This is a genomic window from Amycolatopsis oliviviridis (assembly GCF_014654365.1).
GTDB classification, from domain to species: Bacteria; Actinomycetota; Actinomycetes; order Mycobacteriales; family Pseudonocardiaceae; genus Amycolatopsis; species Amycolatopsis oliviviridis.
In genome coordinates this window covers 1,224,118-1,244,740 of the sequence record NZ_BNAY01000002.1, presented here as the reverse complement: position 1 = coordinate 1,244,740, position 20,623 = coordinate 1,224,118, and the positions used below count along the sequence as shown (strand labels likewise).

Below are 20,623 nucleotides of genomic sequence, written 5' to 3'. Positions count from 1 at the left end.
CCACGTCGTCGAAAGGATGACAATGACCGAGGCTGATTTCGCGCGCCGGTCGCGTGCCCTGTACGAGGTGGTGATGGCGGCCCGCTCCAGTGCCGTCGAGCCGGTGACGCTCTTGGCCGCACTGGAGTCCTTGCGGGTGCTACGAGGGGAACTCGCCTCCTGGGAACCGGAACTGATCGAGGCGGCCCGCGCGGAAGGGGTCAGCTGGGCCCTGCTCGCCCCCGCGCTGGGAGTCGCCAGCCGTCAGGCGGCGGAACGCCGGTTCCTGCGGCTGAGGCCGTCCGACGGGGGCGAGCGGACGGGTGAGGCGAGGGTGGACGCCGAGCGTGACCGGCGCGCGGGCGATCGAGCGGTCGCCGAGTGGGCTCGGCGCAATTCGGCGATGCTGCGCGGACTGGCCGGACAGGCCGGCGCGGTGGAAGGGCTGAGCGCGGAGGGCAGGAGAAGCGCCGACAAGCTCAACACGGCACTCGGCGAGAACGACGTGGCCGACCTCCTGACCCCGCTGGCGGACCTGCGAGACCACCTGACGGCCGATCACCTCCACCTCGCCGACCGTCTCGGCGCGATCAGCGAGCACGCCGGGCAAGTACGGCAAGACGCGGTGGACAACCGGCGGCGGCCCACGACCTGACGCTCGTCATCCACGACGAAACCCCAGGCCGACCTCGATGCTGGTCAGGAGGCGGCGCCGGTCGTGAACGGCATAACGGTCAGTTCCCGAGGGCTGAGGCGGACAGCGTCACGGCTTCTGGTTCCTGTGCCGCGCAACAGCGAACTCGCGGCCGCAGGCGCGCATATCAAACAGTCGGACGGGCATCGGCTGCCAAATCAGCTGGCATCGCCAGGAGACACGATGTGCGCATAGCCTCGGACCCGACGAAGGCCCTGTCCGAACCGGCAACGGTGGGCTCTAACTGCTGTTCCTGGATCGACAATAGGAAGCAGCAGTTCGCTCTGCCCCTTTCTCCTCCTCGGCTGAGGGGATCGGCTCCTTCTATCGGTGAGGCCGGGCGTGGGCGCTGGGCTGCGTGTCGGGAACGGCGCAGCCCAGCCGGGTACCCACCCAGCCCAAGAGGATCTTGGGCGTGAAGATCATGGCATTCAGCACCGACAATCCCGGCGAGCCGGGAACGACCCGGCGTCATCCGGTGACGAGGACTGAGCCGACCCGCCTCCTCGTCGCGCTAAACCGAGTCGTAGGTGGCGGCGAAGTGCGCGGTGGAACCGATCAGTGGGCCAGTGTGGTTCTGCGGGTTGGTGAACAGCGCGAGTGGGGTGAATCCGGCGAGGCTGGCGTAGAGCTCTAGTTCGCGGGGGAACAGGACTCGGCGTTCGATGTGGTCGTGTTGGGTGGTGCCGTTGTCGAGTTGCCATGTCCGGTGGACGGTGGCGATTTGTGTGCGCGGGTTCCAGCTGTGTTCGGTGGTGACGTGGGCGCCGAGTCCTGCTGTGTCGATCCGGCTGCGGGTTGGCGTGGTGACGGTGGTGGGGGCGATTTGGGTAACGATGATCAGCAACGATCCGGGATGCGCGTGGGCTGCGAAGGTTTGGAACGCGGCGCGGATGTCGTTGTTGTGGTGTAGGTAGGCCAGGGTGTTGCCGAGGCAGGTGATGGTGTCGAAGGTGTCGTTCAGCCGGACGGTTCGCAGGTCTCCGGCTTGGAGGTCGAGGTCGGGATGTCGCTGTTGTGCGTGTCTGATGAGGGCGGGCTGAAGGTCGACGCCGACGCAGTGGTGGGTGGCGGCGAGTGCGGCGAGGTCGCGGGCGGTGCCGCAGCCGAGGTCGAGGACGCTTCCGGTGGGTGTGGTGCCGTAGTGGTTGATGAGGTGCTGGCAGGTCGCGGCGGCGGTGCTGTCCTGGGTCAGTGCGTCGTAGAGGTCGGGGTGGCGGTAGGCGATGTTGTTGTCGGCCAGGTTCATGTGGCTGGGGTGGTGTCCGGGGCCTGTAGGGAGCGGAGGCCGATTTCGAGGACGAGGGTGTCGCACAGCACGGACGGCACGGTAGCGCTGCGGCGGGCATGCTGCACGGTGCGCCGGAGTGCGTCGGGGTCGATGAAGTCTTGGTCGGCGAGGAGCATGCCGTCGGTGAGCAGATGCTCGGCCAGGCGTAGTCCGTTGTGCCGCAGGCCGTGTTGCATCAGGTCCCGGAAGTGCTCGGTTCGCCGCGGGTGGGTGACCAGGGGCGGCAGGCCGGCTCGGGTGAGGAAGTCGCGGAAGAGCTTTTTGCCTCGGCGGAGTTCGAGTGGGAGTTGTTCGGCGAACCGGATCAGGCTCGGGTGGGTGAGCGGGGTGACGGGCCAGATTCCTGACCTCAGGTAGGCGGGGTGATGGATGGCGAACCCCATCAGCGTCGGTGTGGGCAGCACGGCGGAGGGTGCCAGGTTGTCGTCGATCTGGCCGACGGCTTCCCGGGCGCGCGGTCCGAGCCATGACACGTCTGTCAGGCGCTGGGGTGGAGGCGGGGGTAGTTCGTCGCCGCGGGGTGCCATGATCTCGTCGCCGCCGTTGCCGGTCAGCATGGTCTCCACGCCGCCGCGGGCGGCCGTGTCTGCGAGGGCCTCGAACGCCTCGCGGTAGAACTCGCCGTGAGGGTCGTGTGCCGCGCCGCTGGCGCGGATACCGCTCGCGCAGAATGGTGCGTGGTCGTGGGCTCGCAGGATGTCGTCGACCGCGCCGATCCGGCTGGCGATTGTCGTGCGGCGACGGTTCTGCTCGGCACCGACGGCGCCGTCGACGATGAGTCCGAACGAACGCAGCGGTGCTGCGGCAGTCACACTCGCAGCGACCCCGACGGTGGCTGAGTCCAAGCCGCCGGACAACTCGAGGCCCAGCGTGGTTTTGCTTTCCTGCCATGGGCGCAGCGCGTCGGTGAGAAGACGCTCGAGCACGACTGTGACGTCTACGCCGGGGCGGAGGTCCCGTGCTCGCATGACGTGCTCGGCTGGGGTCGGGTAGGCGATGTTCAAGCCAGTTGCGGTGAATGTCGCGGTCGCGCGTTCTGTCAGCGTCGTGACGCCGGTGAACAGGGTGTCGCTGCTGTAGCGGTGCCGTCTGGTCAGGGCCCGGACCACGGCGCGATCGAGCAGGCTGGATTGCCGTGTGAGGTGGCGAAGAGCGGGGAGATCCCAGGTGCCGTGCAAGATGTCTCCGTCGCCGGTCAGATAGAGCGGCGTGGTGCCACCGGCGCCCGCTGTGAGGGTGATCCGTCCTGGCTGTATGCGGAGGAGTAGCGCGTCGCCCCGTGCGGTACCGGCCACGTTCTCAGGGCCGCGGTCGTGGTCTGTCAGCTCAGACCGGGTCAGCGGGCTTGCTACGTCGCGGACTCCTACAGTGGTGACCCCTGTTCGGTTGTCGATGTCGTGACGCAGTGCCGGATGGACAACCGGTCGGATCCAGCTGTCGCCGCGGCGCCAGCGGTCGGTGTCCCACTGCCACGTCGAGTCTGTGCGTGCACCCAGCGCCAGGCGAAACGACAGCATGGTGATCACTCTTCTTCCCGCGATGCGGCTCGGGCAGCGCTGGCTGCCCGAGCCGCGGTAGAGATGGTCGCTGGTCAGCTGGCGCAGTGGTCGCCCTTGTTGTTGCCGTCGGCGTCACCGGGCATCTTCGGGGAGTAGAGCCCCTCCACCGAGGGCACACCGAGCACCAGGTTTCCTGGTGAACATCGCCTCAAGGTCCATCTCGACTTCTCCTTGTCAGTTCGCTTGAACTCAGCGCCCGCGGCGGCTTTTCCATGACTGACGAGCGCTCGGACTTTTGCTGTTTCAGACAAGTCCCGATGGCCGCTGTCGACCAGAGCACCTACTGCGCATCACCTGAGCATGAAGTAGGCGTTGACGTCTCTGACCTGCATGAACTCCACTTTTCGTGATGGTGGTCCGATCGGGTGCAGCTCGTGGAGCGGCGATCAGGCCCGACGGGTTTCTGGCTATCGTGACCGGTGACAACGGGGCAGGGTGGTGTTCGATGGGCGATCAGCGGACCGCCTTCGCCGCACGGCGGGAGGCGATGGGCTACACCCAGGAGACCTTCGCGGCAGAGTTGGGTGTGGAGACCTGCACCGTCAGCCGGTGGGAACGGGGAGCAGGGGCTCCGCAGCCGTTTCGCAGACCGCGGATCGCGAAGGCACTCGACGTCACCCTGCATGAACTGGGTACGTTGCTAGGGCAGGCCCCGGCTCCGGCGCGGTACGCCGCGACCGTGGCCGTAGTCCCACCCGACCTTGCGGAGGCCGACGACATGAACCGTCGTTGACCTGCTGCGCCTGTTCAGCGCGACAGGGGCATTGCTGGCGTTGCCGCCGACGGTGGGCGACGCCGACCTCGCCGCCGCGGCGGCCAGCGGCAGTGTCGACACCGCGGGCGCGGAGGAATTCGCCGTTTTCGCCAGCCATCTGTGGCGGGTGTATGGGCTGGCGTCGAACAAGAGCCAGGTGCTGCCGCTCGTGCGGACCCAGCTCGGTGTGCTCACTGACGCACTGTGCCAATCGCGGGCGCCCGCGATCCGCCAGCGGCTCTGCGAGCTGGCCGCTGACCTGTTCCAGCTGGCCGGCGAGATCTACTTCGACGGCGACCGCTACACCGACGCGGCTCACTGCTACACCCTGGCCGCTGACGCGAGCAAGGAAGCCGGAGCGCCGGACCTGTGGGCCTGTGCTCTCACCAGGCACGCGTTCATCGCCGTCTACGAACGCGAGTTCGCCGACGCCGCCCCGTTGCTCGATCTGGCCGCCACGCTGGCGTCTCGGGGTGACACCGACTTGTCGACCCGGCACTGGGTAGCCGCCGTCCAAGCGGAAGCCTTCGCAGGCCTCGGTGACCTCGCCGCCTGTCAGCGCGCACTCGACACCGCGGCGGAAGTCCAGGATCTGACAGGGCAAGTGCACAACGGTGGCTGGCTTCGCTTCGACGGCTCTCGTCTGGCCGAGGAACGTGGTACCTGCTACGTCACTCTCGGCCGCCTCGATCTGGCCGAAGCAGCACTGGATGACGCACTCAACGGCGCGCTCACCACTCGTCGGAAGGCCGGAGTCCTGACCGACCTGGCCATGATCGGTGTCCACCGGGCAGATCCCGACCAGGTCATCACCCACGCCGAGGCCGTCGTGGCCACCGCACGCCAGACCGGGTCAGGGGTGGTCGCGCGCAAGTTACGTGGCCTCCAGCCGCACCTGGTCCCGTTGCTCGCGGATCAGAACATTCAGCGACTCGATGCCGAGATCGCGGAGCTCGTCAGTGGCCACGTCGCATAGTGGAGGAAGAAACATGCCGAACGACCGTGGTCGCGTGTTCCGCGAAGCCTGGATCGCCGGAGTGATCAAGCACTACCCCGGTGAGCCGAAACCTGGGTACATCACGCCCTGGGACGAGACACCGGACTGGGAGCGCGACGCCGCCACAGCCGTCTACGACCAAGTGCTGTCGTTCATCACGGCCACGAACGGCGCCACGACAAAACTCACCCCAGACCAGAAGGGCCGCTTCGTAGCCTTGTGCTGGATCGGCCAGATCTTCAAACACTTCCCCGACCCGAAGCCGTCCTATGTCGCGGACTGGGCCGACCTGCCCGAGTGGCAGCAGGCCACCGACATCGGCATCTTCGAACGCATCGAACAGGACGCCTAGAGCCTGACCATCCGGAGCCACGTCTCATTGCATTGTCTGCACAGCAACGAATTCAGGTCGCGTTCGACCAAGACACCTACGAGCACCTCACGGCCGCGCTGCGAGGACAATAGGCAGTTTCTTGCTCATCGCTCTGGAGCTCTGTCCTCACTGACGTCGCCGGTCGTGTCCTCCGGGTCTTTCGCGGCAGAGAGCTCGTCCGGGTCCGGGAGAGGCCGCCGAGGTTCTCGCACACCGGCCGATCCGCCAGGGCCGGCGCTGCGGAAACGCACCCTGACGCTGTCCCAGCGATATACGCGGCTACCTGGCGGCGGATCCTGCTCGGTGATCAACCACACCCCAGGCCAGGTCAGGGCGCCCAGCGGAGGGCCGTCCGGATCCGGCTGTGCCAGCGCCACTCCCGCCTCGGTCGCGACTTGGCGAGCGTCACTGACCGTCATTCCCACGACGTCTGGAACGACGACCAGATCCGCATGACGGTGCCCGCCCATGGATGAAGTATCGCGCACCGACACCAGCACGCACTCGACTTTTCAAGCGGGCACTCGTTCAACGGTCAGTTGTACGGAATGACCGCGTGGGTCCGGTCGTCCTCGACCGTCACTTCACGCTGTCGCAGACCGAAGCGGGACCGGACCACCACGCGCTCGCTCAGGTGAAGTGCGACGAAGCCGTCAGGTTCCAGGACGGTGGTGTCGTCGGTCAGGGCAGCAAGGCCAGTTCGGTCATCTCAATCGAGCCGTATTCGTACGGCTTACTCGACCAGAGTCCCACCAGTTCCGCCGGGTTCACCGGCCGAACCTAGCGCACCAGGGGAGCTAAGGGCCGCCCACCAGTGTGTATTCCAGGTAGCAGTCATCGGACACCTCGACGACGACGCCGGCCGTCATCTTTCCCTGCGCGACGACGCCGGCTGTGAAAACGGGGCGCGAAGGCCCGAACAAGGTGAAGACGTCATCGACCTTCACCAGCCCTGTGCCGCCGTCTCCCAGACCCAGTCCGGCACGAGGCGTGCAGTACGGCTTTGTCCGCTGTTCCGGGGTTTTCTCGTCTTCGCACCATCGCGCGCCGGCGCACGTCAGGGTGTTGCGGTAGTCCCTGCCGTTGTACTGGATCTGGTAGGGAAGGCCCTTCTCTCCCGGAAGGGCGTAGCCGAAGTGGTTCGCCACTTTCGGGATGAACGCGGCTCCGCACAGCGCGCCGAGACCGGCCAGCACGGTGATCGACACGATCGCCACACGCCGTCGGCGCGTGGCGATGGCCGCCCGGGTCAAAGGTCCTCCATGACCGGCCGGTCGAACCAGTCGTCGTCCTCGTCGCGCCGACGGTCCGGCCGCGATTCCCGCGGCGGCTCGGCCGCGGCACGCAGTTCCGCCTCGGCGGCTTCGATGTCCAGACTCGCGAGCTCGTCGACCTCGCGACGCACCGCCTCCTGGGCCTGCGCGCGCAATTCCCGGAGCTCGGCCGGAGGGATTTTGTCGAGGAGCCGCCGGAAGGCCGCACCCTGTTCGGCGAGTTCGTCGGCGACGGGCCGGTGCGACAGCAGGTGATGCGGTTGCCGGATGCCTGCCAGGACGTCTTTGGCGAAATCGGCCCCGGCCCCCGTTCCGGACGCGGCCAGCAGCCGCAGCATGTTGTGCCGGGCGGCAGGCCAGTGGGGATTGTCCGCGGGATCGATGTGGGTCATACCCGGGCTCCCTGTCCGCAGTCCGCGTGTGGGTGACCGTAGCTGAAGGGCCAGCTGGGGAGTTCGGTGTTGCGGGCGGTGGCGCGGGTCGCGTCGACGATGCCCCAGCCGAGTTCGAACTCGTGCGACAGGGCCAGGATAGCGCTGACGGTGATGCGGATGACGCCGGTTTGGTCGATGGCGGCCATGACGAGCGCGGCAAGCTGTTTGACGTCGCCGTTGATGAGCCCGATCAGCTTCTTGCCCGTGGCGAGGGCATCGATGACGTCGACGATGAACCCGACGACGTTCTTGCCGGACTTCGCGGCCGCCGTCGCCCCTTTCGCGTAGATCAGCAGCAGGATGTCGATCAGGGCGCCCAGACCGTGCTTGAGCTCCTGCATCAGGTGGTACGCCGCCCTGGCCAGGCCTTCGATGGCGTCGCCCGCCGCACCGCAGTATCCGGACAGGTCCAGGCAAGCCTGGTGGTACTTGTCGAGCCAATCTTTGGCGGCGTCGGCCGCTCGGCCGATCCATTGGTCCTGGATGCCGTACCGGCCCTGGTTGATGTTGGCGGCGATGCCGGCGAACCCGGATTCGGTGTCACGGAAGAGGACCGCCTGTTCCTGCAACGCTTTCCAGTCGCCGATCACGGCGCCGGCGGCCACCTGGAAGATGTCGACGCCGGTGAGGCCTTCGACGAACCCGGCCACGTCGCCCAGCGCGCCGCCGAGATCGAGGATCTCCTCCACCATTGCCCCGGCCTTGACCGGCCACCAGTCCGGACTGTCGATCTTCTCCTTGCTCGGGCCCGGATAGTCCACGGGCGCCACTTCCCGGAACGTTCCCGCGGAGGCGGGATCGCGGACCTCGTCCCGGCCGACGCGTTCGGTCTTCACCTCCGGGAGCATCCCGTCCATTTCTTCCACCTTGGCGCGGGTGGTGTTGCGGTACCAGACGGACGCGCAGTGGAGTGCGTCCCCGGCGGAGACGCCCGTGCCGAACGCGATACCGAGGTGGTTTCTCGTGTCGTGCTGCCAGCCGTCCAGCTTCGGCCAGATTCGCGCGAGCAGCCCCTCGCCGTCGTCGTTGGTGCGGCCGCCTTCCACGATGGTGTTGCGGAACGCCTGTTTGAAGTCGCCGGCCCCGTCTCCCTGTCTACGCACGAGGCCGGCGAGCCCGTCCACCGCATCCGGCCGCACGAAGAACCCCGCTCCGACTGGACTCATCGATCCGCCCCCTTGCTCCCCGGACGCCCACCGGTCAATGTGGCACTTGGGGGTAGGATGTCACATAAGCCGGATCGGTTCCATCAGGTCGTGGAGCCCGGCGCGGACGACAGGAGCCCCTGGGTGAGCTTCTCCCCGCCGAGAATCCGCGTCGCCGCCTATGTGATCCGCCAGAGAGCGCGGCCTGAACTCCTCATCTTCGAGCACGTCGACGTCCCCGAAGCCGGACGACAAGTCCCAGCCGGAGGAGTCGATGCCGACGAAGGTCCTTCCGAGGCAGTGCTGCGAGAAGTCGCAGAGGAAACGGGGTTGGCCGACATCGTGATCGTCCGGGCGTTGACTACCGAAGACAAACCTCACCCCGAGACCGGACAACCACGCCGCACCACCTACTTCCACTTGTCGGCAACCACTGACACGGCCGATGACTGGATACATCGTGTCGAGGGAAACGGCAGCGACACCGGCGTGACGTTCGCCTGCTACTTCCACCCGCTTCCCTTGCGGCATCCGCTGGCTGACGACCAGGACGCCTGGCTCGGCCTGATCGATCCCGCGTTGGCCACGCGACCGTCCAGAACAGCGTGGCAACCCCGCGACCATCGGTGAGCTTTTCTCGGAACGGACCGCCGGTGCCCAAGGGAACTTCGTGGACAGGCCTGCGGGTGGCCTGACCTGCGGGATCATGCGTCCGGTGTCCCGATTGGACACCGGGTTTCCGCATCCCCGCAGTTCAGCGGGGATGCAGAGCCGTCCATAAAGGTCAGGTGGATGGCCGTGGGCACGCATCGGTGAACGGTCGTCGAAGGTCAGAACGCCGGGTCGAACTTGCCGCTGATCGTGTCCATCTTCGTGCCCACCGGCGGGAACTGCGTCAGGAAGCCCGGCTTCATCCGGAAGTCGATGAAACTCTGCACGTCGGGTGTCAGTCCCTTGTACTCGGCGTTGAGCACGACGTGGTCGCGGATGCCGCGCTCTTCCGGGTTGATCGCGTCCTTCCATTTGACCTTGTCGCTGGCGGTGACCGAATAGTCCGCCTTCAGGCCATTGGCCTCCTGGCGGAATTGGGCCGGGGTCTTGTTGATGCCCAGGTCGTTCAGCTTGCGCGACAGCTCCGTGTCACTCATCTTGTTGACGGAGTCCTTCACCTGGGCGATCTGAGTGTCGGCGGTCTTGAGCTTCTGCTCGAAGTTGCCCGACATCTGCGCGTTGGCCTTCCGGGACAGGATGGTCATGTTGTCCGCGGTGCCGGAGCCGCCGAGCACCTGGTTCTTCAGGTGACCCTTGATGAAGTAGCCGCTGGGGTGGTCGGGCTTGTAGCCGACCTTGTCGTTGGGATCGGACGAACGCAGCTTGTCGAGCTCGGCCCGCAGGCGCGGATCGTAGTTCGCGTGGCCCTTGCCGTTCAGCCCGTCGGAGTCGGTGAGGTGGTTGCCCGCCGGTTCGGTACCGCCGGGGTACTCGCCCCTTCCGGATCCGTCGAGCGTTCCCTTGCCCTCCTTGCCGCCGCCCTCCATGACCGTCCGGCCGGAGTCGCCGTGCGACTCGTTGTCCTTGCCGGTGAGCGGGGGTTCCCACTTGTTCGTGTTGCTCTTCTTGGCCGAACCCGCGCCCTGGCCCCCGTTGCCCTGCCCCGGGTTCTGATTCCCTGCTTTCCTCTTGCCCTTCGGGCACTTGGCCGGGGCGTTGAAGGTGGCGTCGTCGTCGAGGTAGGCGTATTGGTCGTCGGAGTAGTTGGGCTGTTTGCCCGAGTTCCTGGTCAGGCCGAGCGGGTCGGCTTCGAGGAACGGGTCGTCGACGTAGGTCTCCGGATTCGGCGCCGGGGTCAGGCCGAGCGGGTCCGGGGAGATGTAGCGGGCGTTGGCCGGGTCGTAGTAGCGGAAGACGTTGAAGTACAGGCCGGTCTCCGCGTCGTGGAACTGCCCGGGGAACCGCAGCGGCGTTTCCGGGCGGGCACCGGCCGCGACGAGACCCCAGACGCTCGTCCGGACCGGGCTGACCCGGCCGTTGTCCAGGCCGACCAGTTCCGTCGGGGTGCCGATCTCGTCGGTGATCACCGCGGTGACCTCGGTCCGCCCGTCGGGCGAGGTGCGCGCCTGCGCCACCACCCGGTTCCCGTACGGGTGGTGGATCCAGGTCAGGGTCTCCACCGGGACACCGCCGAAGGTGTGCCGGGCTTCGACGAGATCGTTGCCGTCCCAGGTGAAATCGACCCGTTCGGCGATCGCGCCCGTGGGCTCCAGCCGTTCCTTGGCCACGCGCCGGTCCAGCGCGTCGTACCGGTACCGCCACCGGGAGCCGTCCGGCGTGTGCACGGTGACCAGATGATCGTGCGCGTCCCAGCCGAACGTCCAGGTCAGCTCGGTCCCGTCCGGCGCGGGCAGCGTCCGCTGGACCAGTCTGCCCTGCGCGTCGTGGACGTAGCGCGCCGCGCCCGCGGCGGCGAGCACGCCACCGTCGGTGTACTGGCGCGGTCCCGTCTCGGGTCCCGGCCCCGGCGAGGAGGACAGGAGATTGCCGAGCACGTCGTAGGAGTAGTGCTCGGTCACGCCGTGGTGGAACGCCGTGGTGACCCGGCCGGCGTTGTCGAACTCGTACCGCACCCCGCCCGCCGGATCCTCCCGTGTGGCGATACTGCCGTCCGGCCGCCGGTGGTAGCGCTTGGTGCCGGCCGGGGTGTGCTGCGCGACGAGCCTGCCCGCCGCATCGAATTCCTGCCGCAGCAACGGGTTCGCCCCCGCGGAGAGGGCGACCGTGCGCCCGGCCGAATCCTCGCGCAGGGTCAGCTCGGTGCCCGCGATCCGCAGCAGCTCCGCCCCGTCGCCGGTCTGTCCCCAATGGACGTCCACTCCGGACGGAGTGCGCATGGTCTTGGCGTCCGCGGAATAGCCGAAGGCGATGGCGCCCGCCGCGGTGGCCTGGCGGGTGACCCGGCCCGCGTCGTCGTGGTCCAGCTCCAGGTCGCCGTCCGGGCCGGTGGCCCGCACGAGCCGTCCGACCGGGTCGTACCGGTAGGTCTCGGTGCCTGACGGGCTGATCCGCTCGACGGGGTTGCCGAGCAGGTCGTAACGCCACTCCACGGTCTCGCCGGTGCCGCCGACGCGCCGCATCCGCTGTCCCGCGGCGTCGTAGTCGCATCGGGTGATCCGGCCCGCGAAATCCTGCTGGGTGAGCAAACGCCCTTCGGCGTCGTAGCCGAAGTGCCACGTCTGCCCGGCGGGGTTGGTCACGGCGACGAGCCGCAGCTCGGTGTCGTAGCGCCAGGCGGTGCGCGCGCCGTCGGCGTCGATCGTGGCGGTGATCGTGCCCATCGGCCCGTTCTCGGTGCGGGTCACCCGGCCGAGTTCGTCCGTCCGGGACGTTTCTTCGCTTTCGCCGTCGAACGTCCACTGCCGCCGGGCCCCGTTCGGGGCGACGACCTCCCGCAGGGAGCCTTCGACCGTCCACGAGTACACGGTCCGGCCGTCGGAGTTCACGATCGCGCGCGGCCGTCCGAAGAGATCGGCTTCGAGACGGGGGATCACGGCGCTCGGCCCGGGCTCGTCGACGTAGGTGTCTTCGAGGTGCTGATCCTCGGTGACACCGAGCGGTTCGGTGTAGGGATCCGGCACGTTCGGGGCGGTGTACCGCCGCCGGAACACCTGGTCGCCGTCGGCCACCTCGATCTCGAGCTCGGTGTGGGTCCAGGTCGTGATCACCACACGCGAGCCGTCGGCGCGGACCACCGAGCGGAGCCGCCCCTCCGCGTCGTGCTCGAACTCCGTCCGCCTGCCGAGCTGATCGGTGCGGTTGAGCAGCACGTCATGCGGACCGTACTCGCTGCGGATCACGCCGCCGAGCCGGTCGATCAGCCCGGTGGTGTTCCCGTCCTCGTCGAACCTGTAGACCGTGCGCAGCCCGAAGGAATCGGTGACCGTGGTGGTCCGCTCGCCGAAGGTGAGCGTGGTGTCGAGATAGCCCCGGTCGCCGACGCCCCGGACACAACGGCCGTGCTGGTCGTAGACGTAGCGGTACCAGGCGCCGACATGGTCGGTCCAGCCGGTGATCCGGCCGTCGGCGTCGTGGCTGTAGTGGGCCGGGCGGGGCGAGGAGTTCGCGCGGACACTGAGATGCCCGTGCGTGTCGTACTCGTACCGGGCGACGGGGACTTCCGTGGCTTCCGCCAGCGCGCGGATCGCGCGGATACGGCCATCGGCGACGTCGAAGGCGATCCAAGCGCCGCCGGAATGCCTGAGCGTCGATGGGGCGCCGTCGTCATCGTGCTCAAGCTCGACGTACGCGCCGTCCTCGGAGTGGATCTCCGCGAGCAGGAACAGGCTCGGGTCGCCGCCGGCCGGGACGAACCGGCGTTCGGTGCCGCGGCCCGGGTCCGTCAGGTAGTAGTCGGCGCCCTCTCCGCGCAGCCGGCGCAGCGGGCCGTGCACGGCGACGGCCGTCGTTCCCGGTGCGGGCGCCGGGAACCGCAGGATCATCGCGTCGGCGGAGTAGTAGGTGACGGTTCCGTTCGCGACGACCAGCCGCTCGTCCACCAGCGACGCCCAAGACGTCCCGAACCAGCGCCCACCGCGATAGGACGAGACGTGGTTGCGGACGACGAGCTGCCCGAGCGGCCCCGGCACGACCAGGTCGCTCTCGGTGACCAGGACGTCTCCGCTCTGGACGTCGATCGGGTCACCGCTGCCGTCCTTGCAGCCCTGTTCCTTGCTTTCGGACGGATTCCGTTTGCCGTTCCCGTCCTTCGCGCCGGAGGGCTTGGTCGAGCCGCCATCCGGCGGCTTGTCGAGCCCGCGCGAAGTGTCCGGCGGCGGGTCGTTCTTCGGCGGGTCGTTCTTGGGTGGCGGCGGGTCGTTCTTCGGCGGGTCCTTCGGGGGCGAGTGGTCGCCCGACGGCGAGGTGGACTCGTCTCCGCTCTTGTCCTTGTCCTTGGGCGGCCCCTTGGGCTTCGTGTCCAGGTCCTTCGGCTTCCCCGAGGGCTTGACCTTGCCGCCCTTTATGTTCTTCAACGCCTTCGCCGCGTCGTCGAACAGCGTCCCCGCCTTCTTCAGCAGCGGGGCCAAGGCCTTGAGCGCCTTCACCAGCTTGGTCGTGAGGTTGGTGATCTTCGACGCCGTCTTCGCCACGGCCGCCACCACCTGCGGCACCACCCAGGTCAGGCCGATGCCGAGGGTGAACACCACCTGCAGCGCCCACGAGATCAGATGCCCGATCAGCTCGGCGATGATGTCGCGCACCAGCGTCCGCACCGCGGCGACGACCTCGCCCGCGGTCTTCACCCCGGACGAGGCACCTTCCGAACCCTTCTGCGCCGACTGGATCAAAGTGGCGGTGTCGGTGGCTTGTTTGCGGTAGGCGTCCGCCGCCTCACCTTTCCACGACTCCAGGTCCTTCTTGACCAAGTCGGTCAGCTCCTGGCTGACCTCGCCCAGCTCCTTGGCCACGTTCGCCCAGGTCTGCGACTGCGCCTGGATCTCGTCCGCGTTGCCCGTCAGCGCGTTCAGGGCGTCCTTGAGCGGACCGACGTGCTCCATCAGCCACGACACCCCGGCCGCCAGGATCGCCCCGAACGGGTCCAGCGCCATCGACAGCGCGTCGAGAGCGGTGCCGACAGCGCCCATCGCGACGCCGGCCCAGTCCCCGGATTCGATCGCGGTCTTCAACCCGTCCGCGGTCTCCAGCAAGGAGACGCCGGTGAACCACTTCGTCGAATCCTCAGTGGGCGCGACCAACGGATTGGACACGTGACTTGCCTCGCTTCGGATGATCGGGATGCCGTCGACAACCTTGTCATTGAATCATCACGGCCCGGTCCGGGCTCGGGCCACCGGTGGGAATTCGTCTGTGTCAAGGGATGAATTGCCCGAACGGGCAGAAGGGGAGCGCGGCCGGTCACTCGGGCCTTCGGAAGTGATCGGGCAGAACGGATGCCGCGATGGAGGACGAGTCCGGGCAGGCCCTTTCGAATATGACCCGTTTCACATCCTTTTTGTCCGATTACCGGGGCCGTCGGCGCCGACATGCTGCGAACGCAGGAATGGCCGACTTCGGGAGGATTCGATGACCGACGACAAAACGTCCCCTTTTCCGATGGCTCGCGCGGCGGGCTGCCCGCTCGCGCCGCCGGCGGAACTGACCCGGCGAGCCGGGCTCGATCCGGTGTCACGCGTGAGGCTGTGGGACGGCAGCACGCCGTGGCTGGTCACCCGGCACGAGGACGTCCGGGCGGTGCTGGCCGACCCGCGGATCAGCGTCGATGCCACGCACCCCGCCTTCCCGCACACCAACGCGGTGAGCAAGGCGCGCGACACCCGGATGAGAACGCTGATGCAGATGGACGCGCCGGAACACACCGCGCAGCGACGGCTGCTGACGTCCGAGTTCACGGTCAGGAAGATGGAGGCCTTGCGGCCGCGGATCCAGCGGATCGCCGACGACCTCGTCGACGAACTGCTCGCCGGCCCCGGACCGGTGGATCTGGTCGAAGCCTTCGCGTTACCGGTGCCCTCGCGGGTGATCTGCGAGCTGTTCGGGGTGCCCTACGCCGATCGCGCCTATTTCCAGGGAGTGGCCCGCACGCTCGTCATGGACGAAGGCGATCCCGGGGAAGCCTTGGCCGCCAGCGAAAAACTGAACACCTACCTCGAGAACCTGGTGGCGGAGAAGGATGCCAGGCCCGGTGACGACATGATCAGCAGGTTGGCCGTCGGGCGATTCCGGACCGGGGCGATGACCGCCCGCGAGATCGCGACGCTGGGCCAGCTCCTCCTGGTGGCCGGGCACGACACGACCGCGAGCATGATCACGCTGGGCATCGTCGCGCTGCTGACCCACCCGGACCAGCTCCGCGTCATCCGGGACGGTGACGATCCCGCGGTGGTGGCGAACGCGGTGGAAGAACTCCTGCGCTTTCTGTCCGTCACCCACACCGAAGCCCGCCGTGTCGCGCGGGAAGACCTGGAGATCGGCGGCAGGCTCATCCGCGCCGGCGAAGGCATCATCGCGGTGAAGAGCACCGCCAACCGGGACCCCTCCGCGTTCCCTGACCCCGGCGCGCTCGACGTCCGCCGCGAGGCCCGTCACCATCTCGCTTTCGGTCACGGCAGGCACCTCTGCCTGGGTGCCCCGCTGGCGCGAGTGGAACTCCAGGTCGTCTACAGCACGCTCTGCCGTCGCGTACCGACCCTGCGACTGGCGAAACCGCTGGAAGAACTGGAATTCGACGAGAACGCGATCTTCTACACGGTGCGGGAACTGCCGGTCACCTGGTGACACGGAGGAGGGCGGCACGCCGTCGCGTACCGCCCTCCTCTTCGCCGCCCTCCCCGACGTTCCCGACCGGCCGGATCGCTAGTTCTCTTCAGCGAGGCCGGTTTTCTCCTTCGGCACCATCAGCCGGCAGTCGTCAGGAGACTTGATCTCCTGATCGGTGGCGGCGGCCACCTGGCCGGCAGCCCTGGTTCTGCGCAGAGTCGCTTGAGGTTGTTTGCGGTACATGAAGGCCCCCTTGCTTGCGCCTGGCTCCGTGAAGGACCCCTTCATGTACTTGGGTTGCGGCGCGAAGGGTGAGTTTCCTCGGCTGAGCCGCGTGAAGGGGGCCTTCACGCGCACCGGCTGTGACGTGTGGGGTTATTGGGGTTCTTGAGGTTCCTGAGGCGGTGCGGTGATCCGTGAACGACTCCTTTTGAGGGACCCAGGGTCCGTGAAGGCCTCCTTCACTACCTTCAGGGTAGGCAAGGAGGCCTTCACGGACAGGGCCTGCCATCGGCCGCGGCCAGAACTACTGATCGAGCTGGTCGGAGACGGCGCGCATGGCGCGGCCGACCGCCCGCAGGTCCTCCGGTTCGATGACGTCCACGAAGTGCGCGCGGACGGTGCGGAGGTTGTCCGGCGCCGCACGGCGCAGGGTCTCGTGCCCTTCGTCGGTGAGCCGGGCGCGCACGCCGCGGCCGTCGTCGGTGGTCGACTCCCGCTGGACCAGGCCGCGCACCTCCAGCCCGTTGACGCGGTGTGAGAGCCGGCTGCGCGAGTAGTACGCCGATTTCGCGAGGTCCGCCATGCGCATCGAGCCACCGTCGGCTTCGGACAGCCGCACCAGGAGTTCGTACTCCGCCAGGGAAAGCCCGTGCTGCTCGCGCAATCGCCGGTCGAGCAGGTCGACGAACCGGACGGATCCTTCGATGAACGCACGCCAGTCGCGTTGCTGATCGGTGTCGAGCCAGTTGGTCACGGTGCCCACGGTAACAGTTGACGCCCTCAACCACTTCGGTCTAGCTTTGGTTGAAGACTTCAACTAGATGGGATCGTGATGACGAACGAAGCCTGGGTGATGCAGGAGAAGGACGCGGAGGTCGTCGAGAAGCCCGCGTTGTGGTTGCTGGCCGACGGCGAGCACACGGGCGGGTTTCTCGGTGCGAACCGGCTTTCCTTGCAGGCTGGGGAATCCGGTACGAAACCGCACTATCACGAAAAATCCGCGGAGGCCTTTTACGTGCTCGACGGCGCTCTGCGGATGTTGGTGGGTGCCGAGATCGTCACGGTCGAACGCGGCGGTTACGTGGTGATCCCGCCGGGTGTCCGGCACGCTTTCGCCGCGCCGCCGGACATCGCGGCGGACGTCCTCATCACGGTGGCGCCGGGCGTCGACCGGTTCGGCTACTTTCGCGTCCTGCCCGATGTTCTGCGCGGCGACGTCTCGGCGGAGGAGGTCGAGCGCATGCACGAACGGTATGACGTCCACTTCGTCGACGCGCCGGAATGGGACGGCGCGCTCACGTGATTTCGTGGATCACGCGCCTGTATTCGCACGGCTCCTCAAGAGGCCTCGCGGATCGTTCGCAGGCTGCTGTGGCAACTGGTGGTCGCGGGGTGCCGGGCCCCGAGGATCCGCTCGCAGAGTTCCAGGGTGGAGCGCTGTTCTCGTTCGGCGGCTGCCCGTTCGCCGAGGTGGTAGAGCATCACGCCGCGATTCACACGGAGGCCGAGGGTGATCGGATGGTGCTCGCCGCGAGCGGTCACCGAAGCCTCGACCAGCGCGCGTTGCTGGTGCACCGCCTCGCGGACGTTGCCTGAGTCGAGCAAGAGGTAGGCCAGCAGGCTTTGGCTGAACAGGGTTTCCGGGTCGGTCGCACCGAGAACGCGGGAGCAGTCGTCCTTCGCGGCGCGCAATTCGCGTTCGGCCTCCTCCATCCGGCCCGCCCGGTGCAGGGCGAAGCCGAGGAGGTTCCGGGCGTTCAGTGTCTTCCGGTGCTCCGCGCCGAACTGGCTCGTGACGAGAGCGATGGCGCTCCGGCGCGCCGGGATCGAATCGTTCTCCGACATGCTGCCTCCCCTGATGCCGAGAAACCCTCGATTCGAGAGTACCCGGATCCCGGCGACGAGGATCGACTGTCCGAAATGGACGGACGTGGAAGGGTTAGCCCACGGCACCGAGGTCGGGCATGTCCCTGAGCTGCCTGCGCGAGGTGATCCCGAGTTTGCGGAAGATGTTGCGGAGGTGGGCGTCCACCGTGCGGGGGCTGACGAACAGGCGCGTCGCCACCTCTTTCGACGTCGCACCCGCCGCGACCTGGCGCGCGATGTGCATCTCCTGCATGGTCAGGTGGTCGTAGGAGTGTTCGGAGCGGCTGCGCGCCACTTCCCCGGTCGCGCGCAGCTCGTCGGCGGCCCGCCGGGTGAACGCTTCCAGCCCGATCTTCGACAGCTGTTCGTGCGCGGTGCGCAGGTGTTCGCGTGCGTCGCGACGGCGGCCCGCGCGGCGCAGCCATTCCCCGTACCGCAGGTGTTCCCGCGCGAGGTGCGCCGCGAGCGGGCCGCTCCGCAGGTGTTCGAGCGCCTCCAGGTAGTCGTCTTCCGCGTCGCTGACCAGCGCCCGCGTGCCCGCCAGCACCCCGAGGGCGAACCGAGTTCCCGCGGGCTCCGTGCGCTCGGCCAAGGAGTCCAGCGCGGATCGGGCGACGGCGTCCTCCCCGCAGCGGACCGCGGCTTCGACCAGTTCGGGCAGCGCGATTCCGGCGAGGAAGAGGTCACCGCTCGCCACGGCTCGCGTCGCCGCGGCGAGCGCGGCCGGATACTCGGCGAGGCCGTTGTACAGCACGGCGGTCGCCCAGTGGGTGTTCGCGGTCAGCTGGCCGTTGCCCCGGTTCGTCGCCTCGGCGGACAGGTCGAGCACCTCCTGACGGCGCCCGCGCAGCGCCGCGAGGTGCACTCGCGGGTAGAGCTGCGGCGGATCGCCGAGGGCGTCGGCGATCGCTTCCTCCTCGGCGATCGCGGCCATCGCCCGCCCGAAGTCCCCGGTGAGCACCGCGTGCAGCGCCACCTGCGACAGCCCGAGCCGGATGGTCATCGGCGCGCCCGTGTCCCGCCCGGCCCGCACCAGCCAGTCGACGATCGTCGCGTGCAGGTCGATGTCCCACAGTTCACCGGCGAGCATGGTGGCCAGGGCAGGTGTCCGGGTCCAGCCGGCGTCGTCGCCGGTGAGGACCTGGCGAAGCGACGGCAAACCGGCGTGGTGCCCTTCGGCGGTCAACCGCACCAGCGCGTCGAGGAGATCCGGTGGGCTCGACGCCGCCGGTGCCGAGCGGGCCGCGTCGAGCACCCGGTCCAGTACCCCTGCGGCCCGGCCGACGACGAGCCCCATTTCCAGCGCCGCGATGAAGCACTCGCGCGACCGTTCCGGGTCGACGTCCGCGAGCCGTTGCGCGGCCCTCAGGATGAGTTCCGGTCCCCGCACGGCCCCGTCCGCGCCCTGGACGAAAGCGATCCGCCCGCGCAGCAGGTCGACGGCGGCGTGCTGGGGAACGTCCAGTTTGCCGGTGTCGACGCTGGCCAGCAGATCCGCCGCCGCGTCCGTCCCGCCCGCTTCGAGCGTCGTCCGCGCGGCCGCGAGCGTGCGCTCGATCTGACGGCCGGGGTCGAGCGACAGCGCCGCCGCGCGTTCGAGGAACGCGGCGGCGGCCGCGACGCCACCACGGGCCTGCGCCCGGGACGCCGACAGTTCCAGCTCCGCCGCGACCTGTTCGTCCGGTCCGGTCGTGGCCTGCGCCCGATGCCAAGCCCGCCGGTCCCCGGCCGAGTCCGGATCGGTGACCTCGGCCAGCGCCCGATGCGCCGCCTGCCGCCGCTCCGGTTCCGCCGCGCGATAGGCGGCCGACCGCGCCAGCGGATGGCAGAAGCGCGCCCGCGTGCCGAACAGGATCAGCCCGGACGCCTCGGCGGCGGCGCTCGCGGCGGGCACGTCGATGGCCAGCCGCCGGGCGGCCGCCCACACCAGACCCGGGTCGCCGGTGGGATCGGCGCTCGCGAGGATCAGCAGCTCCCGGGCGTCCCGGGGCAGTTCCGCCATCCTGGCCCCGAAACTCCGCTCGATCCGGCTCGCGATCGGCGACGGCACCGGTGGCGCGAAACCACCCGCCTTCGGCAGCTCGATCAGGGCCAGCGGGTTCCCGCGTGCCTCGGCGAGCAGGCGATCACGCACCCGCTCGTCCAGCGTCACGGTCTTCTCCCCGGCCAGCAGGGCGCGCGCCTGCGTGTCGCTCAGGCCGGTGACCGTCAGTCCGGGCAGTTCGTCCAGCCCGCGGAGCGGATCCTGGTCACGGGCCGCGAACACCATCGCGATCGGCTCGGCCGCGACGCGCCTCGCCAGGAACGTCAACGCCCGCGCCGACGCGGTGTCCAGCCAATGCGCGTCGTCGACCAAGCACAGCAGCGGACGTTCCGCCGCCGCGTTCGCCAGCAGTTCCAGGGCGGCGAGGCCGACCCGGAAGGGGTCCGGCGCGCCGTCGGCCAGCCCGAAAGCGACGAGGAGGGAGTCTCGGTAGGGAGCCGACAGCGTGTCGAGACGCGCCAGCGCCGGCACGCAGAGCTGATGCAGTGCCGCGAACGGCAGCTCGCCCTCGAACTCCGACCCGGACGCGCGGATGAGCTGAAAGCCCTCCGGGGCCGCGTGCTCGACGTGGTCCAGCAGCGCGCTCTTGCCGATGCCCGGCTCACCGCGGAGCACGAGCACACCACCCTCGCCCTGACCCGCGGCGCGGACGAGGGCGAGAAGCCGATCGATCTCGTCCGTCCTGCCGACGAGCGGACGCGGAGACGTCGTGGGCATGGTCC

General features: G+C 68.5%; 19 protein-coding genes. 8 read left to right on the top strand and 11 right to left on the bottom strand.

Annotation, left to right across the window (positions count from 1 at the left end; translation table 11 throughout):
• Positions 1 to 22: 22 nt before the first annotated feature.
• The gene (locus IE302_RS13030; RefSeq protein WP_191254700.1) at positions 23 to 634 is read left to right on the top strand and encodes an HSP18 transcriptional regulator; all 612 of its coding nucleotides are present in this window, start codon (positions 23 to 25) and stop codon (positions 632 to 634) included.
• Between the two features lie 553 nt (positions 635 to 1,187).
• Here the strand turns inward: IE302_RS13030 and IE302_RS13025 are convergent.
• Positions 1,188 to 1,922, bottom strand: a complete 735-nt coding sequence (locus tag IE302_RS13025; protein ID WP_191254699.1) for a class I SAM-dependent methyltransferase — start codon at positions 1,920 to 1,922, stop codon at positions 1,188 to 1,190.
• On the bottom strand, positions 1,919 to 3,481 hold the full coding sequence (locus tag IE302_RS13020; protein ID WP_191254787.1) for an asparagine synthase-related protein: 1,563 nt from the start codon (positions 3,479 to 3,481) through the stop codon (positions 1,919 to 1,921). Before IE302_RS13020 ends, IE302_RS13025 begins: the two co-directional genes overlap by 4 nt.
• 487 nt (positions 3,482 to 3,968) lie before the next feature.
• Here IE302_RS13020 and IE302_RS42750 point away from each other — a divergent pair, with 487 nt between their 5' ends.
• From IE302_RS42750 to IE302_RS13010, 3 genes are read left to right on the top strand one after another with little or no spacing between them, the layout of a single operon-like run.
• Positions 3,969 to 4,256 carry a helix-turn-helix domain-containing protein gene (locus tag IE302_RS42750; protein ID WP_229907735.1) on the top strand — a complete coding sequence of 96 codons (288 nt, stop codon included), beginning with the start codon at positions 3,969 to 3,971 and terminating at the stop codon, positions 4,254 to 4,256.
• Between the two features lie 40 nt (positions 4,257 to 4,296).
• The gene (locus tag IE302_RS13015) at positions 4,297 to 5,253 is read left to right on the top strand and encodes an NsdA family TPR-like regulatory protein (RefSeq protein ID WP_229907734.1); all 957 of its coding nucleotides are present in this window, start codon (positions 4,297 to 4,299) and stop codon (positions 5,251 to 5,253) included.
• A 13-nt stretch (positions 5,254 to 5,266) separates the two neighbouring features.
• Entirely contained in the window at positions 5,267 to 5,626 is a 360-nt protein-coding gene (locus tag IE302_RS13010; protein WP_191254698.1) for a hypothetical protein, read from the top strand.
• Positions 5,627 to 5,751: 125 nt separating this feature from the next.
• On the opposite strand, the gene IE302_RS43250 is transcribed toward IE302_RS13010, so the two are convergent.
• Positions 5,752 to 6,117, bottom strand: coding sequence for a PASTA domain-containing protein (locus IE302_RS43250; protein ID WP_191254786.1), 366 nt, complete (start codon positions 6,115 to 6,117; stop codon positions 5,752 to 5,754).
• An 86-nt stretch (positions 6,118 to 6,203) separates the two neighbouring features.
• On the opposite strand from IE302_RS43250, the gene IE302_RS13000 reads away from it, so the two are divergent.
• Positions 6,204 to 6,431 (top strand): hypothetical protein, encoded by a 228-nt coding sequence (locus IE302_RS13000; RefSeq protein WP_191254697.1) that lies wholly within the window; start codon positions 6,204 to 6,206, stop codon positions 6,429 to 6,431.
• A gap of 13 nt (positions 6,432 to 6,444) precedes the next feature.
• On the opposite strand, the gene IE302_RS12995 is transcribed toward IE302_RS13000, so the two are convergent.
• From IE302_RS12995 to IE302_RS12985, 3 genes are read right to left on the bottom strand one after another with little or no spacing between them, the layout of a single operon-like run.
• Positions 6,445 to 6,900, bottom strand: a complete 456-nt coding sequence (locus IE302_RS12995) for a hypothetical protein (protein WP_229907733.1) — start codon at positions 6,898 to 6,900, stop codon at positions 6,445 to 6,447.
• On the bottom strand, positions 6,897 to 7,313 hold the full coding sequence (locus IE302_RS12990) for a hypothetical protein (protein WP_229907732.1): 417 nt from the start codon (positions 7,311 to 7,313) through the stop codon (positions 6,897 to 6,899). Before IE302_RS12990 ends, IE302_RS12995 begins: the two co-directional genes overlap by 4 nt.
• On the bottom strand, positions 7,310 to 8,521 hold the full coding sequence (locus IE302_RS12985; RefSeq protein WP_191254696.1) for a hypothetical protein: 1,212 nt from the start codon (positions 8,519 to 8,521) through the stop codon (positions 7,310 to 7,312). Before IE302_RS12985 ends, IE302_RS12990 begins: the two co-directional genes overlap by 4 nt.
• 123 nt (positions 8,522 to 8,644) lie before the next feature.
• Here IE302_RS12985 and IE302_RS12980 point away from each other — a divergent pair, with 123 nt between their 5' ends.
• Positions 8,645 to 9,130, top strand: coding sequence for an NUDIX hydrolase (locus IE302_RS12980; RefSeq protein WP_229907731.1), 486 nt, complete (start codon positions 8,645 to 8,647; stop codon positions 9,128 to 9,130).
• Between the two features lie 200 nt (positions 9,131 to 9,330).
• Here IE302_RS12980 and IE302_RS12975 read toward each other — a convergent pair whose 3' ends face one another.
• Complete coding sequence (locus tag IE302_RS12975; RefSeq protein WP_229907730.1) at positions 9,331 to 14,259, bottom strand: RHS repeat-associated core domain-containing protein; 4,929 nt, start codon at positions 14,257 to 14,259, stop codon at positions 9,331 to 9,333.
• A 316-nt stretch (positions 14,260 to 14,575) separates the two neighbouring features.
• Here IE302_RS12975 and IE302_RS12970 point away from each other — a divergent pair, with 316 nt between their 5' ends.
• Positions 14,576 to 15,787, top strand: a complete 1,212-nt coding sequence (locus tag IE302_RS12970; protein ID WP_191254694.1) for a cytochrome P450 — start codon at positions 14,576 to 14,578, stop codon at positions 15,785 to 15,787.
• A gap of 78 nt (positions 15,788 to 15,865) precedes the next feature.
• Here the strand turns inward: IE302_RS12970 and IE302_RS12965 are convergent, their stop codons facing one another.
• Positions 15,866 to 16,012, bottom strand: coding sequence for a hypothetical protein (locus tag IE302_RS12965; RefSeq protein WP_191254693.1), 147 nt, complete (start codon positions 16,010 to 16,012; stop codon positions 15,866 to 15,868).
• A gap of 283 nt (positions 16,013 to 16,295) precedes the next feature.
• On the bottom strand, positions 16,296 to 16,745 hold the full coding sequence (locus IE302_RS12960) for a MarR family winged helix-turn-helix transcriptional regulator (protein WP_229907729.1): 450 nt from the start codon (positions 16,743 to 16,745) through the stop codon (positions 16,296 to 16,298).
• A gap of 78 nt (positions 16,746 to 16,823) precedes the next feature.
• On the opposite strand from IE302_RS12960, the gene IE302_RS12955 reads away from it, so the two are divergent.
• Positions 16,824 to 17,294: a cupin domain-containing protein gene (locus IE302_RS12955; RefSeq protein ID WP_191254691.1), complete on the top strand. Its 471-nt coding sequence runs from the start codon at positions 16,824 to 16,826 to the stop codon at positions 17,292 to 17,294.
• Positions 17,295 to 17,329: 35 nt separating this feature from the next.
• Here the strand turns inward: IE302_RS12955 and IE302_RS12950 are convergent, their stop codons facing one another.
• Both IE302_RS12950 and IE302_RS12945 read right to left on the bottom strand, forming a co-directional pair.
• Positions 17,330 to 17,836: a tetratricopeptide repeat protein gene (locus IE302_RS12950; RefSeq protein WP_191254690.1), complete on the bottom strand. Its 507-nt coding sequence runs from the start codon at positions 17,834 to 17,836 to the stop codon at positions 17,330 to 17,332.
• A 94-nt stretch (positions 17,837 to 17,930) separates the two neighbouring features.
• The gene (locus tag IE302_RS12945; RefSeq protein WP_191254689.1) at positions 17,931 to 20,618 is read right to left on the bottom strand and encodes an AAA family ATPase; all 2,688 of its coding nucleotides are present in this window, start codon (positions 20,616 to 20,618) and stop codon (positions 17,931 to 17,933) included.
• Positions 20,619 to 20,623: the final 5 nt, after the last annotated feature.